Annotated in this window: 13 protein-coding genes; all 13 read right to left on the bottom strand. The window is 61.7% G+C overall.

Features of this window, described 5'->3' with window-relative positions:
• Nucleotide 1 precedes the first annotated feature (1 nt).
• The 13 genes from BN32_RS04450 to BN32_RS04390 are packed head-to-tail and all read right to left on the bottom strand — an operon-like array spanning nt 2 to nt 13158.
• Nucleotides 2-1510 (bottom strand): NADH-quinone oxidoreductase subunit M, encoded by a 1509-nt coding sequence (locus BN32_RS04450; protein WP_019196908.1) that lies wholly within the window; start codon nt 1508-1510, stop codon nt 2-4.
• Nucleotides 1510-3597 (bottom strand): NADH-quinone oxidoreductase subunit L, encoded by a 2088-nt coding sequence (nuoL, locus tag BN32_RS04445; protein ID WP_019196907.1) that lies wholly within the window; start codon nt 3595-3597, stop codon nt 1510-1512. Before nuoL ends, BN32_RS04450 begins: the two co-directional genes overlap by 1 nt.
• Nucleotides 3598-3605: 8 nt before the next feature.
• Nucleotides 3606-3914, bottom strand: coding sequence for an NADH-quinone oxidoreductase subunit NuoK (gene nuoK / locus BN32_RS04440; RefSeq protein WP_019196906.1), 309 nt, complete (start codon nt 3912-3914; stop codon nt 3606-3608).
• On the bottom strand, nt 3911-4549 hold the full coding sequence (locus BN32_RS04435; protein WP_019196905.1) for an NADH-quinone oxidoreductase subunit J: 639 nt from the start codon (nt 4547-4549) through the stop codon (nt 3911-3913). The genes nuoK and BN32_RS04435 overlap by 4 nt, the downstream gene beginning before the upstream one ends.
• Before the next feature lie 9 nt (nt 4550-4558).
• On the bottom strand, nt 4559-5047 hold the full coding sequence (nuoI, locus tag BN32_RS04430; protein WP_019196904.1) for an NADH-quinone oxidoreductase subunit NuoI: 489 nt from the start codon (nt 5045-5047) through the stop codon (nt 4559-4561).
• A gap of 10 nt (nt 5048-5057) precedes the next feature.
• Nucleotides 5058-6098 (bottom strand): NADH-quinone oxidoreductase subunit NuoH, encoded by a 1041-nt coding sequence (nuoH, locus tag BN32_RS04425; RefSeq protein WP_019196903.1) that lies wholly within the window; start codon nt 6096-6098, stop codon nt 5058-5060.
• Between the two features lie 10 nt (nt 6099-6108).
• Nucleotides 6109-8187 (bottom strand): NADH-quinone oxidoreductase subunit NuoG, encoded by a 2079-nt coding sequence (gene nuoG, locus BN32_RS04420; RefSeq protein ID WP_040425970.1) that lies wholly within the window; start codon nt 8185-8187, stop codon nt 6109-6111.
• Between the two features lie 5 nt (nt 8188-8192).
• Complete coding sequence (nuoF, locus tag BN32_RS04415) at nt 8193-9518, bottom strand: NADH-quinone oxidoreductase subunit NuoF (RefSeq protein WP_019196901.1); 1326 nt, start codon at nt 9516-9518, stop codon at nt 8193-8195.
• Between the two features lie 10 nt (nt 9519-9528).
• A complete protein-coding gene (locus BN32_RS04410; protein ID WP_019196900.1) occupies nt 9529-9708 on the bottom strand; it encodes a hypothetical protein in 180 nt (59 codons plus the stop codon).
• Nucleotides 9705-10325: an NADH-quinone oxidoreductase subunit NuoE gene (nuoE, locus tag BN32_RS04405; RefSeq protein ID WP_019196899.1), complete on the bottom strand. Its 621-nt coding sequence runs from the start codon at nt 10323-10325 to the stop codon at nt 9705-9707. The genes BN32_RS04410 and nuoE overlap by 4 nt, the downstream gene beginning before the upstream one ends.
• Before the next feature lie 36 nt (nt 10326-10361).
• Nucleotides 10362-11330 (bottom strand): FkbM family methyltransferase, encoded by a 969-nt coding sequence (locus BN32_RS04400; protein WP_019196898.1) that lies wholly within the window; start codon nt 11328-11330, stop codon nt 10362-10364.
• Entirely contained in the window at nt 11330-12538 is a 1209-nt protein-coding gene (locus BN32_RS04395; RefSeq protein WP_019196897.1) for an NADH-quinone oxidoreductase subunit D, read from the bottom strand. The genes BN32_RS04400 and BN32_RS04395 overlap by 1 nt, the downstream gene beginning before the upstream one ends.
• Nucleotides 12538-13158: an NADH-quinone oxidoreductase subunit C gene (locus tag BN32_RS04390; protein ID WP_019196896.1), complete on the bottom strand. Its 621-nt coding sequence runs from the start codon at nt 13156-13158 to the stop codon at nt 12538-12540. Before BN32_RS04390 ends, BN32_RS04395 begins: the two co-directional genes overlap by 1 nt.
• Between the last annotated feature and the right edge of the window lie 2 nt (nt 13159-13160).

Below are 13160 nucleotides of genomic sequence, written 5' to 3'. Positions count from 1 at the left end.
GTTATTGAACCAGCCCCGCCGCTTTCACGGCGGTGATGGCAGTGTTGTAGTTGGTGACAAGCTGCTGCACCGACGCCGCCGACATATCGAGCACCGGCTTCGGATACACGCCAAAGAGAATGGTGAGGATCACCAGCGGGGCAAGAATGATCCCTTCCCGCAGCGTCAGATCCTTGATGCCCGCAAGCGCCGGCTTATCCATCACGCCGAACACCACCTTGCGATAGAGCCACAGCGCATAAGCCGCCGACAGAATGACGCCCAGCGTTGCAACCGTCGCGGTCGGGATGCTGACCTTGAAGGTGCCAATCAGCGTAAGAAACTCACCGACGAAGCCCGAGGTACCCGGCAGGCCGACATTGGCCATGGTGAACACCATGAACACCAGCGCATACAGCGGCATCCGGTTCACGAGCCCGCCGTAAGCCGCGATCTCGCGGGTATGCAGCCGGTCATAGACAACGCCGACGCAGAGGAACAGCGCGCCCGACACGATGCCGTGCGACACCATCTGGAACACGCCGCCAGCCACGCCCTGCGTTGTGCCGGCGAAGATGCCCATGGTGACGAAGCCCATGTGCGCCACCGACGAATAAGCGATCAGCTTCTTGATGTCTTCCTGCATCAGCGCGACCAGCGACGTGTAGACGATCGCGACCGCAGACAGCGTGAAGATCAGCGGCGCGAAATCATGCGACGCCAGCGGGAACATCGGCAGCGAGAAGCGCAGGAAGCCGTAGCCGCCCATCTTCAGCAGGATCGCCGCCAGCACGACGGAGCCCGCCGTCGGCGCTTCGACGTGCGCATCCGGCAACCAGGTATGAACCGGCCACATCGGCATCTTCACCGCGAACGAAGCGAAGAACGCCAGCCACGCCCATGTCTGCAGGCTGCGCGGCACGGCAGTGTTCATCAGCGTCGGAATGTCCGTGGTTCCGGCATTGAGATACAGCGCCATGATGGCGAGCAGCATCAGCACCGAACCGAGCAGCGTGTAGAGGAAGAACTTGAAGCTGGCATAGACCCGGCGCGGTCCGCCCCAGACGCCGATGATCAGGAACATCGGAATGAGGCCGCCCTCGAAGAACAGGTAAAACAGCACGAGATCGAGCGCGGAGAACGTGCCGACCATCAGCGTTTCGAGGAACAGAAACGCCATCATGTATTCGCGCACGCGCTGCGTTACCGACTTCCAGCTCGCGAGAATGCAGAACGGCATCAGCGCGGTGGTCAGGATCACGAACGGCAGCGAAATGCCGTCGACACCCATGTGATAGGTGATGGTGTTGGCGAGCCAGGGCGCCTTCTCGACGAACTGGAAGCCAGGATTCGACGTATCGTACCGCATCACCAGAATGACAGAGACCGCAAACGTGATGATCGTGGTCCACAGCGCGATCCAGCGCGCATTGCCGCGCGCAGCCTCGTCATCACCGCGGCTGAGATAAATGAGGATCGCGCCGACAACCGGCAGGAACGTAACAACGGAAAGGATGGGCCAGGTTGTCATCATTGGCCCCCGAGACCGAATATGAACCACGTGATGAGACCGGCCGCACCGATCAGCATCGCGAAGGCGTAGTGATAGAGATAACCGGTTTGCAGGCGAACGACGTTGCGCGTCACGTCAAGCACGCGCGCGGACACACCGTCAGGCCCGAAGCCGTCGATGATGGCGCCATCGCCCTTCTTCCAGAGGAACCGTCCAAGCCATTTCGTCGGCCGCACAAAGAGGAAGTCGTACAGCTCGTCGAAGTACCACTTGTTGAGGAAGAACTGGTAGAGGCCCGGATGCTGGTTCGCGAGTTCGACCGGCAAATACGGCTTGCGGATGTAGAACAGCCACGACACCACGAAACCAACCACCATCATCACCGTAGGCAGGAACGCGATCATCGCCGGGATGTGGTGCATTTCCTCGAGGATCTTCGGGTTGTTCTTCAGGGACTCGCGGAAGAACTCCTCGACGCCGTGACCCGCGAAGAATTCCTTGAACGGAAAACCGGCCAGGATCGATCCGGCGGCAAGCGCGCCGAGCGGGATCAGCATCGTATAGGGGCTCTCGTGCGCAGCCTCGTAGTGCTTCTTGTCGTGTGGCTCGCCATGGAACGTCTTGAAGATCAGACGCCATGAGTAGAACGAGGTCAGGCCCGCAGCGATCACGGTACACAGGAAGCCGTAAAGCGCGAACGGATTATGCGCAACGAACGCGGATTCGATGATCGCGTCCTTGGAGAAATAGCCCGCCGTCAACGGGAACCCCGTCAGCGCCAGCGTACCGATCACCATCGTGATGTAGGTGAACGGGATCTTGTCCTTCAAGCCGCCCATGGCGCGGATGTCTTGCTCGTGATGCATCGCATGAATCACCGAGCCGGCGCCGAGGAACAGCAGCGCCTTGAAGAAGGCGTGCGTGAACAGGTGGAACATGCCGACCGAGTACGCGCCCGCACCCATCGCCACGAACATGTAGCCGAGCTGTGAACAGGTCGAATAGGCGATGATGCGCTTGATGTCGTTCTGCACGAGGCCGACGGTGGCGGCGAAGAATGCGGTGGTTGCACCGATCAGCATCACGAAGGCCTGCGCATTTGGTGCAAGCTCGAACAGCGGCGACAGACGCGCGACCATGAACACGCCAGCAGTGACCATCGTCGCGGCGTGAATCAGCGCGGACACCGGCGTCGGGCCTTCCATGGCGTCCGGCAACCAGGTGTGCAGCAGGAACTGCGCGGACTTGCCCATCGCGCCCATGAACAGGAACAGGCAGATCAGCGTTAGTGCATCGACATCCCAAGCGAAGAGGTGAATGGTCTTGCCGGTCAGGCCGGGGGCCGCCGCGAAGATCGTGTCGAAATCGACCGAGCCGACCATCATGAAGATCGCGAATATGCCAAGCAGGAAGCCGAAGTCGCCGACGCGGTTGACGATGAAGGCCTTGATGGCGGCGGCGTTGGCCGACGGCTTCTGGAACCAGAATCCGATCAGCAGGTAGCTGGCGAGGCCCACGCCTTCCCAGCCGAAGAACATCTGTACGAGGTTGTCGGCGGTCACCAGCATGAGCATCATGAAGGTGAAAAGCGAGAGATAGGCCATGAACCGGGGACGGTTCGGATCTTCGTCCATGTAGCCGATCGAATACAGATGCACGAGCGACGACACCGAGGTGACCACCACCAGCATGACTGCAGTCAGGGTATCGACGCGGAAGGCCCAGTTGACCACGAGATCGCTGGCGCCGACCCAGGTAAACAGCTGAACGCGCGCGTCCTGATGGAGAAAGCCAACATCGACCAGCGTCATCCATGACAGTGCCGCCGAAATCAGCAACAGCGCCGTGGTGACGGCTTCCGCCGTGCGCGAACCTGCGGCGGGCGGCTCGACCGGACCGTGATCGTCATGTCCGTGGTCATCGTGGCCATGGTCGTCATGCGTTGCATGCGCGTGAGCCGCGCCATGACCGTGGTCATCATGCCCATGACCATGGGTGTTATCCATCTCGTCGCCGCTGGGATTGCGTGCGTGGGCGCCAAAGAGCGCCACCGCGCCCGCAATAAGCGCGCCGATGAGCGGCAGGAAAACGATAGCCTGAATCATGGCGCGAATTAACCCTTCATCAGATTGATGTCCTCGACCGCAATCGAGCCCCGATTGCGGAAGAACACCACCAGCACGGCAAGACCGATCGCGGCCTCTGCCGCGGCGACCGTCAACACCAGCAACGCGAATACCTGCCCGACGATGTCGCCGAGAAACGCCGAGAACGCCACGAGGTTGATGTTCACGGCAAGCAGAATGAGTTCGATCGACATCAGGATCACGATGACGTTCTTCCGGTTGAGGAAGATACCCAGAATGCCGAGCGTAAAGAGGATCGCCGCGACGGCGAGGTAATGACCGAGGCCGACCGTCATTTCACCCACTCCCCGGAATCCGCATCCTGCAGGCCCTGCCCCGCGGCTACCTTGCGCACGTCCATCGCCGCCGCCTTGGTGCGGGCGTTCTGCACGTTGATGTCCTGACGCTTGACGTTCGGCTTGTGCCGCAGCGTAAGCACGATGGCGCCGATCATCGCGACCAGCAGCACCAGCCCCGACAACTGGAAGTAAGGCAGATATTTTGTGTACAGCACGAGACCGAGCGCCTCGGTGTTGCTGACGCCGCCCGGGATCGGCGATGTGATCGCCTTCGCGATATTCGGGTTCAGGACCCAGCCGCCCGCCACCAGCAGCAGTTCCGCGAGGAACACCGCGCCGATCAGAAGACCAAACGGAAGATAGTCAATGAAGCCCTGGCGCAGTTCGGCGAAGTCCACATCGAGCATCATGATCACGAACAGGAACAGCACCGCGACCGCGCCGACGTAGACCACGATCAGGATCATCGCGAGGAATTCCGCGCCGAGCAGCATGAACAGCCCGGCCGCGTTCACGAACGCCAGGATCAGGAACAGCACCGAATGCACAGGGTTGCGCGAAGTCACGACCATGACCGCGGACGCCACACAGACGCCGGCAAACAGATAGAAGAAGAGCGCGGGACCGATCATACCCTCACCTCACCGGTACGGCGCGTCGAGTTCGATGCTTTTCGCAATCTCACGCTCCCAGCGGTCACCGTTGGCGAGAAGTCTCGCCTTGTCATAATAAAGTTCCTCGCGCGTTTCCGTCGCGAATTCGAAATTCGGGCCCTCGACAATGGCGTCGACAGGACATGCTTCCTGGCACAGCCCGCAGTAGATGCACTTCACCATATCGATGTCGTAGCGCACCGTACGGCGCGTGCCGTCGTTGCGGCGCGGACCGGCTTCGATGGTGATGGCCTGCGCCGGACAGATCGCCTCGCACAGCTTGCAGGCGATGCAGCGTTCCTCGCCGTTCGGATAACGGCGCAGCGCATGCTCACCACGGAAGCGCGGCGAGATCGGCCCCTTCTCGAAGGGGTAATTCAGCGTCGGCTTCGGCTTGAAGAAGTAACGCATGGCGAGAATGAACGCCGAGACAAACTCTTTCAGCAGAAGCGAATTGGCTGTGCTTGCTATGCTCATGACGACGACCTCATTTCGGAGCAAGCCCCCCGAATTGCAAAACTGCAGCGACGATCACGACCATCGCCAGCGACAACGGCAGAAACACCTTCCAGCCCAGCCGCATCAACTGGTCGTAGCGGTAGCGCGGCACAATCGCCTTCGCCATTGCGAACAGGAAGAACATGAAGAACAGTTTCAGCACGAACCAGATGACGCCCGGCACCCAGGTGAACGGCGCGAACGGGATCGGCGACAGCCAGCCGCCGAGGAACAGGATCGTCGCCAGCGCGCACATGGTGGTGATGGCAACATACTCGCCGAGCATGAACAGCAGATACGGGGTAGAGCCGTATTCGGTCATGAAGCCCGCGACCAGTTCTGATTCCGCTTCGACCAGGTCGAATGGCGGACGATTGGTTTCCGCCAGCGCCGACACGTAGAAAATCACGAACATCGGGAACAGCGGCAGCCAGTACCAGCCGAGAATGCCGAGCTTGGTGTCCTGTGCGGCGACCACCGCGGTCAGGTTCAGCGAACCGACGCAGAGCAACACGGTGATGATGACGAACCCGATGGAGACTTCATACGACACCATCTGCGCGGCGGAGCGAAGCGCCGCGAGGAACGGATACTTCGAGTTCGACGACCAGCCGGCCATGATGATGCCGTAGATCGACAGCGACGAGATCGCGAAGATGTAGAGAACGCCGACATTGATGTCGGCGATCACCCAGTTGAGATTGACCGGGATCACCGCCCACGCGGCCAGCGCCAGCACGCAGGTGACCAATGGCGCGAGCAGGAACACGGCCTTGTTCGCGCCGTCCGGAATCGTCGGCTCTTTCAGCACGAACTTCAGCAAGTCCGCGAAGGATTGCAGCAGGCCCCACGGCCCGACCACGTTGGGGCCGCGCCGGATCTGCACCGCCGCCCAGATCTTGCGGTCTGCCAGCAGGATGTAGGCAATCGCAACCAGCAGCAGCACGAGCAGCAGCACGCTCTGCGCGACCATGACAATCAGCGGCCACAGAAAGCCAGTCCACAACTCGCTTGCGAAGAATTCTGTCATCGTATCACGCTCACTCCGCCGCCGTCAGAATTTGCCCGGAGGCGAGCTTCGAACATTCGGCCATCACCGCGGACGCCCGCGTGATGGGATTTGTCAGGTAGAAATCTACAATGGGGCTCTTGAATGCGCCCTTCTCGACCGAACCGCCACGCGCCGCAAGCGCTTTCACGCCCGCCGCATCGCCCGGCTCGATCTGGTCGATCCGCATCAGGTGCGGCACGGCCTTGAAGATCGCCTGCCGCAACTGCGCCAGCGAGTCATAAGGCAGCTTCTTGCCGACCGCTTCCGACAGCGCGCGGATGATCGCCCAGTCCTCGCGCGCATCGCCCGGCGGGAACGCGGCGCGGTTGGCCATCTGCACACGGCCTTCCGTGTTGACGTAGATGCCGGCCTTCTCGGTATAGGCCGCACCGGGCAGGATGACGTCGGCGCGATGGGCGCCCCTGTCGCCGTGGGTGCCGATGTAGGCCACGAAGGTGCCGTCCGCGGGATTGATGTCGTCGGCGCCCAGCGAGAACAGCACGTCGAGCGTGCCGAACGTGGTCATCTGCGCCACGGTCAGGCTGCCTGGGCCCTGCGCGAAACCGACGTCGAGCGCGCCGACCTGCGACGCCGCCTTGTGGAGCACAGCAAAACCGTTCCAGCCGTCCTTGAGCGCGCCGAAGTCCGAAGCGAGCTTCGCCGCGAGCGTCAATGCCGCCGCGCCGTCATGACGGGCAGCAACACCCGCACCAACCAGCACGATCGGATTCTTTGCACCCTTCAGCACGTCGGCGAAGGAATGCTCGCCCGCAGCCAGATCGGTCAGCGTGTCGGTGCCTGCACCCAGATGCTCGTAGTCATAGGTGAGATCGGCCTTGTCGCCGATCAGGCCGATCCTGAGCGCACCAGTGCGCCAGCGCTTGCGGATACGCGCATTGAGTACGGCCGCTTCCTTGCGCGGATTGGAGCCGACGATCAGCAATGCGTCCGCCTGCTCGATCCCGGCGATGGTGGGATTGAAGATGTAGGAAGCGCGGCCCGCCTTCGGATCAAACGCCGCACCATCCTGGGTGGCGACATTCGTCGAGCCGAACTTGGCGAGCAGATCCTTGAGCGCGAACATCTCCTCGACAGCGGCAAGATCGCCCGCGATCGCGCCGATGCGCGGACCGTGCAGTGATGCCGTCTTCGCCGCAATGGCAGCGAACGCTTCGGACCAAGATGCCGCGCGGAGCTTGCCGTTCTCGCGGATATACGGCCGGTCGAGGCGTTGCGTGCGCAGGCCGTCGACGATATGGCGCGTCTTGTCGGAAATCCACTCCTCGTTCACGTTCTCATTGATGCGCGGCAGAATGCGCATCACTTCGCGGCCGCGCGTATCGACGCGGATCGCCGAGCCGACCGCATCCATCACGTCGACGGACTGGGTCTTGCCGAGCTCCCATGGACGCGCCGCGAACGCATAAGGCTTCGAGGTCAGTGCGCCGACCGGGCAGATGTCGACGAGGTTGCCCTGCAACTCCGACGTCAACGCGCTCTCGAGATAGGTCGTGATCTCGACGTCTTCGCCGCGGCCGGTCAGGCCCATTTCCGGTACGCCGCAGACTTCGGTGGTGAAGCGGACGCAGCGCGTGCACTGAATGCAGCGGGTCATCGACGTCTTCACCAGCGCCCCGATGTACTTGTCTTCGACCGCGCGCTTGTTCTCGGCGAAACGGCTGGTGTCGACACCATAGCCCATCGCCTGATCCTGCAGATCGCACTCGCCGCCCTGATCGCAGATCGGGCAATCCAGCGGATGGTTGATCAGCAGAAATTCCATCACGCCTTCGCGTGCCTTCTTCACCATCGGCGAACGCGTGAAAATTGCAGGCAACTCACCGTTTGGTCCCGGCCGCAAGTCGCGCACGTTCTGCGCACACGATGCGACAGGCTTCGGTGGGCCACCCTTCACTTCGATCAGGCACATGCGGCAGTTGCCGGCGATGGACAGACGTTCGTGATAGCAGAAGCGCGGAATTTCAGCACCTGCCGCCTCGCACGCCTGCAACAGCGTGTACTCGGCCGGAACGTCGATCTCTTTGCCGTCGATGAGGATCTTGGTCATCGCCATTACTCCGCCGCGACCATGTGGACCGGATCGAGGACGCCCTGATCGTCCAGCGTGGACTTGCGCGTGAAATCATCGATGCGCCGCTCAATCTCCGGACGGAAGGCGCGGATCAGCCCTTGAATCGGCCACGCCGCCGCGTCGCCGAGCGCGCAGATGGTGTGGCCTTCGACCTGCTTGGTGACTTCCAGCAGCATGTCGATTTCGCGCTTGTGGGCGCGGCCCTCGACCATGCGCGACAGCACGCGCCACATCCAGCCGGTGCCTTCGCGGCACGGCGTGCACTGGCCGCAGCTCTCGTGCTTGAAGAAGTAGGAGATGCGCGCGATGGCCGCGACAACGTCGGTCGACTTGTCCATCACGATCATGCCGGCGGTGCCGAGGCTCGACTTCGCGGCGCGGGTGCCGTCGAAATCCATGATCAGCTCCTGACAATCCGCAGCCGGAATCAGTGGGCAAGATGCACCACCGGGAATGATCGCCAGCAGATTATCCCAGCCGCCGCGGATGCCGCCGCCGTGCTTCTCGATCAGTTCACGGAACGTGGTGCCCATGGCGTCTTCGACGACGCAGGGCGTGTTCACATGACCGGAGATGCCGAACAGCTTGGTGCCGACATTATTGGCGCGACCGATAGACGAGAACCACGCCGCACCACGGCGCAGAATATCCGGCGCAACCGCGATCGATTCCACGTTGTTGACGGTGGTCGGGCAGCCATAGAGACCGACGTTCGCCGGGAACGGCGGCTTCAGGCGCGGCTGGCCCTTCTTGCCTTCGAGGCTTTCAAGAAGCGCTGTTTCCTCGCCGCAGATATACGCACCGGCGCCATGGTGGATATACATGTCGAACGGGTAGCCGTGGATGTTGTCCTTGCCGATCAGCTTGGCTTCATAAGCCTGATCGACAGCAGCCTGCAGATGCTCGCGCTCGCGGATGAATTCGCCGCGCACATAGACGTAACAGACATGCGCGCCCATGGCGGCGCTCGCGATCAGACAGCCTTCGACCAGGAGGTGCGGGTCATGCCGCATGATCTCGCGATCCTTGCAGGTGCCCGGCTCGGACTCGTCAGCGTTGACGACGAGGTAGCTCGGACGGCCGTCGGCGTTGTCCTTCGGCATGAACGACCATTTCATGCCGGTCGGGAAGCCGGCCCCGCCCCGCCCGCGAAGGCCCGACGCCTTCATTTCCGCAACGATCCAGTCGCGGCCCTTGTCGATGATCGCCTTGGTGCCATCCCATGCGCCGCGACGGCGCGCGCCCTCGAGGCCCCAGTCGCCCTGGCCGTAGAGATTGCGGAAGATGCGGTCCTTGTCGTCGAGCATAGGAGCTACCTTAAGACCCTGAACGCTTGGATTGCTGATACGCGAGCCCGCCCGCCATCGCGCCGAACCCGATGGCCCAGAACACGGCTGACTGAAGCTCGGTCTTCAAGATGTAAAAGTTCAGCACGAAGATGAACACCGCCGCGCAAACGGCATGAAACGCGATGTGCTTGAAAAGCCCTGTGTTCATGATGCGTCTCCCGACGTCTTTAGCGTCGTCGGACCGCCCGCTGGTGCCGCGAATTGACGCCCAGTCTGCGAGCCGGGTTTGGGCGGATTGCCCGAAGCGAAGCCGTCGAGCACCTTGCCGAAGCTCTCAGCCGTCAGATCCTCGTAGGTATCCTTCCAGATCATCACCATGGGAGCGTTCACACACGCGCCAAGGCACTCGACCTCCTCCCAGCTGAAATTGCCGTCAGCCGAGACATGGAACGGATCGTGATGAATCCGGCTCTTGCAAACCTCGATCAGATCCTTCGAACCGCGCAGCATGCAGGGCGTCGTACCGCAGACCTGCACATGTGCCTTCTTGCCCACCGGCTCGAGCTGGAACATCGTGTAGAAGGTCGCGATTTCCAGCACGCGGATGTAGGGCATGCCGAGAAGATCGGCGACCGCGCGGATCGCCACTTCCGACACCCAGCCTTCATGCTGTTCCTGCACGCGCCACAGGATCGGGATCACCGCCGACTGTTGCCGGCCGGGCGGATACTTCGCGATCTGCGCTTTCGCCCATTCCAGATTCTCCGCGGTGAACGCGAAGCTGGTGGGCTGCTTTTCTTTCGGGGCCAAACGGCGGACGGCCATCGTTTAAATCTTTCGGTCTTTCATTGCGCCACGTCCTTAACTCGTCATGGCGCGGCGCGCGTTGCCAGAATTCATGCTGTAGATGCGCTGTTCCCAGAACGCGCTCGATGTCGCGAACACGTTATACCCGACATGCGAGGCGACCTTGATGCGGTCGAGCGTGGACAGTTGCGTCAGCGCCTCGAAGCGATCCGTCGCCGGATCGTGGATAATCGCCTTCATCGGCGTATGCTCGAGGATGTAGCGCGACACGCTGTGGGACGGATCGTTGCCATGCTCTTCGCAGACCACGACCGAATCCGTCTCCAGAATCCGCTTGCCGCCCTTCATGGCGTCGATCTCAACGCCTTCGACGTCAAGCTTGACGATGTATTTTCCCTGCGCGGGGATCTTGCCATCCTCGATCAGATTATCGAGCGCAAGCACCTGCACCTCTTCGCCGCCGGCGCCAGGATCGCCTGCGATGCTGAAGGCCTCGTGACGATTGCCCGACAGCCGCGCCGTGCCGCGCGCAGATCCGATAGCGGCGTTGATCGCCTCGAACCGGCCGCCGTTGATCTTCGCGTTGTGTGCCAGCCGCGGGAAATTCCGTGACGACGGCTCCATCGCAATCGACCGGCGCGAGCCGAACCGCTTGCTGGAAACCATCACCGACCAGTAGCCGTAGTTCGCGCCGCAATCGATCAGCGTGTAATCGACGTCTTTCGAGTCGAGCAGGAACAATTCAAGTTCGTCTTCATACTTGAAGGTGCGGTTGAGCAGCTTGCTCCAGTAGCCGTCGCCGTAAGGAAACGAAAACGTCGCATCCGGATTGAGCATGATGTTGATGTCGCGCTCGGGCAGCAGCGTCTTCAGAAGATTGGCCGCGCTGTTGTAACCGCGATGCGAGATATACGCGCCGACCTTTGACCCCGCGAGCAGTGCAAAGCCGATGCTGCGCTCCCACGGAGTTGCGCCGGTCATTTCGCCAGTGATGCGGTCAAAAACAATCGGCTGCTGCGTCATTAGCGATCCACCTCGCCGAACACGATGTCGAGTGAACCGAGAATGGCCGACACGTCGGCCAGCAGATGACCCTTGCAGATGAAGTCCATCGCCTGAAGGTGCGCGAAGCCCGGCGCACGGATCTTGCATTTGTACGGCTTGTTGGTGCCGTCGGCGACCAGGAACACGCCGAACTCACCCTTCGGCGCCTCGACCGCGGCATAGACTTCGCCGGCGGGGACGCGAACGCCTTCGGTGTAGAGCTTGAAGTGATGGATCAGCGCTTCCATCGAGCGCTTCATCTCGCTGCGCTTGGGCGGCGCGATTTTGTTGTCCTCGACAACAACCGGCCCCTGCCCTTCAGGGGCGCGCAGCTTTTCGATGCACTGCTTCATGATGCGCACCGACTGGCGCATTTCTTCCATACGGATGCAGTAGCGGTCGTAGCAGTCGCCGTTCTTGCCGATCGGAATATCGAAATCCATCTCGGCGTAGCATTCGTAAGGCTGCGACTTGCGCAGATCCCACGCAGCGCCCGAGCCGCGCACCATCACGCCGGAGAAGCCCCACTCCCACGCCTGCTCAAGGGTCACGACGCCGATGTCGACGTTGCGTTGCTTGAAAATGCGGTTGTCGGTCAGCAGCGTTTCGAGGTCGTCGCAGACTTTCAGGAACGGATCGCACCAGGCATCGATATCGTCGATCAGCTTCGGCGGCAGGTCCTGATGCACGCCGCCGACGCGGAAGAACGCCGCGTGCATGCGCGAGCCCGATGCGCGCTCATAGAACACCATGAGCTTTTCGCGCTCTTCGAAACCCCAGAGCGGCGGCGTCAGCGCACCGACGTCCATCGCCTGCGTGGTGACGTTGAGAAGATGCGACAGAATGCGGCCGATTTCGCTGTACAGCACGCGGATCAACTGTCCACGGCGCGGCACGGTAATGCCGAGCAGCTTTTCCGCCGCAAGGCAGAAGGCATGCTCCTGATTCATCGGCGCGACGTAATCGAGCCGGTCGAAGTACGGAATCGCCTGCAGATAGGTCTTCTGTTCGATCAGCTTTTCAGTGCCGCGATGAAGCAGACCAATGTGCGGATCGACGCGCTCGACCACCTCGCCGTCAAGCTCCAGCACGAGGCGCAACACGCCGTGCGCCGCCGGATGCTGCGGTCCGAAGTTGATGGTGAAATTGCGCATGCCAGGCGTTTCGGTGCCAAGTGCTTCGGTCATCAGCCACCTGCCTTCGGCGCGTCGGCCTTCTCATCGCCCGGCAGCGGATAGTCCGCGCCTTCCCACGGCGAGAGGAAGTCGAACTTGCGGAATTCCTGATTGAGCCGCACCGGCTCATAGACGACGCGCTTCTCGGCGTCGTCGTAACGAACCTCGACGAAGCCGGTCAGCGGGAAATCCTTGCGCAGCGGATGACCGTCGAAGCCGTAGTCGGTCAGCAGGCGGCGCATGTCCGGATGCCCGACGAAGATTACGCCGTAGAGGTCGTAGGTTTCGCGCTCGAACCAGTCCGCGCCCGGAAACACGGAGATGATTGACGGCACCTGCGTGGTCTCGTTCGCCTCGCCGCGCAGGCGGATGCGCGCATTCAGCACCGGAGACATGAAGTGATAGATCACGTCGAAGCGGTTTTCGCGGCCCGGATAATCCACCGCCGTGACGTCGGTGAAATTCACGAAGCGAAAGCGAGGATCGGTCTTCAGCACACGGACAACGTCCACGATCTTCGCCAGATCGACAGAGATCGTGAGCTGATTGAATGCAATCGAATGGCCAAGCGCCGCGCCCGGGAGCGCGGCCACGATCGTCTGGCCAAGAGCGTCTAGTTTCGCATCATCCATGT

Source organism: Afipia birgiae 34632, assembly GCF_000308295.2.
GTDB classification, from domain to species: domain Bacteria; phylum Pseudomonadota; class Alphaproteobacteria; order Rhizobiales; family Xanthobacteraceae; genus Afipia; species Afipia birgiae.
The sequence above is the reverse complement of the archived record's forward strand: the minus strand, read 5'-3'. Positions and strand labels throughout refer to the sequence as shown.

Coding starts and splice junctions, on each gene's coding strand:
- BN32_RS04450 (WP_019196908.1), bottom strand. CDS start 1,510: ATGACAACCTGGCCCATCCTTTCCGTTGTTACGTTCCTGCCGGTTGTC.
- nuoL (WP_019196907.1), bottom strand. CDS start 3,597: ATGATTCAGGCTATCGTTTTCCTGCCGCTCATCGGCGCGCTTATTGCG.
- nuoK (WP_019196906.1), bottom strand. CDS start 3,914: ATGACGGTCGGCCTCGGTCATTACCTCGCCGTCGCGGCGATCCTCTTT.
- BN32_RS04435 (WP_019196905.1), bottom strand. CDS start 4,549: ATGATCGGTCCCGCGCTCTTCTTCTATCTGTTTGCCGGCGTCTGTGTG.
- nuoI (WP_019196904.1), bottom strand. CDS start 5,047: ATGAGCATAGCAAGCACAGCCAATTCGCTTCTGCTGAAAGAGTTTGTC.
- nuoH (WP_019196903.1), bottom strand. CDS start 6,098: ATGACAGAATTCTTCGCAAGCGAGTTGTGGACTGGCTTTCTGTGGCCG.
- nuoG (WP_040425970.1), bottom strand. CDS start 8,187: ATGACCAAGATCCTCATCGACGGCAAAGAGATCGACGTTCCGGCCGAG.
- nuoF (WP_019196901.1), bottom strand. CDS start 9,518: ATGCTCGACGACAAGGACCGCATCTTCCGCAATCTCTACGGCCAGGGC.
- BN32_RS04410 (WP_019196900.1), bottom strand. CDS start 9,708: ATGAACACAGGGCTTTTCAAGCACATCGCGTTTCATGCCGTTTGCGCG.
- nuoE (WP_019196899.1), bottom strand. CDS start 10,325: ATGGCCGTCCGCCGTTTGGCCCCGAAAGAAAAGCAGCCCACCAGCTTC.
- BN32_RS04400 (WP_019196898.1), bottom strand. CDS start 11,330: ATGACGCAGCAGCCGATTGTTTTTGACCGCATCACTGGCGAAATGACC.
- BN32_RS04395 (WP_019196897.1), bottom strand. CDS start 12,538: ATGACCGAAGCACTTGGCACCGAAACGCCTGGCATGCGCAATTTCACC.
- BN32_RS04390 (WP_019196896.1), bottom strand. CDS start 13,158: ATGGATGATGCGAAACTAGACGCTCTTGGCCAGACGATCGTGGCCGCG.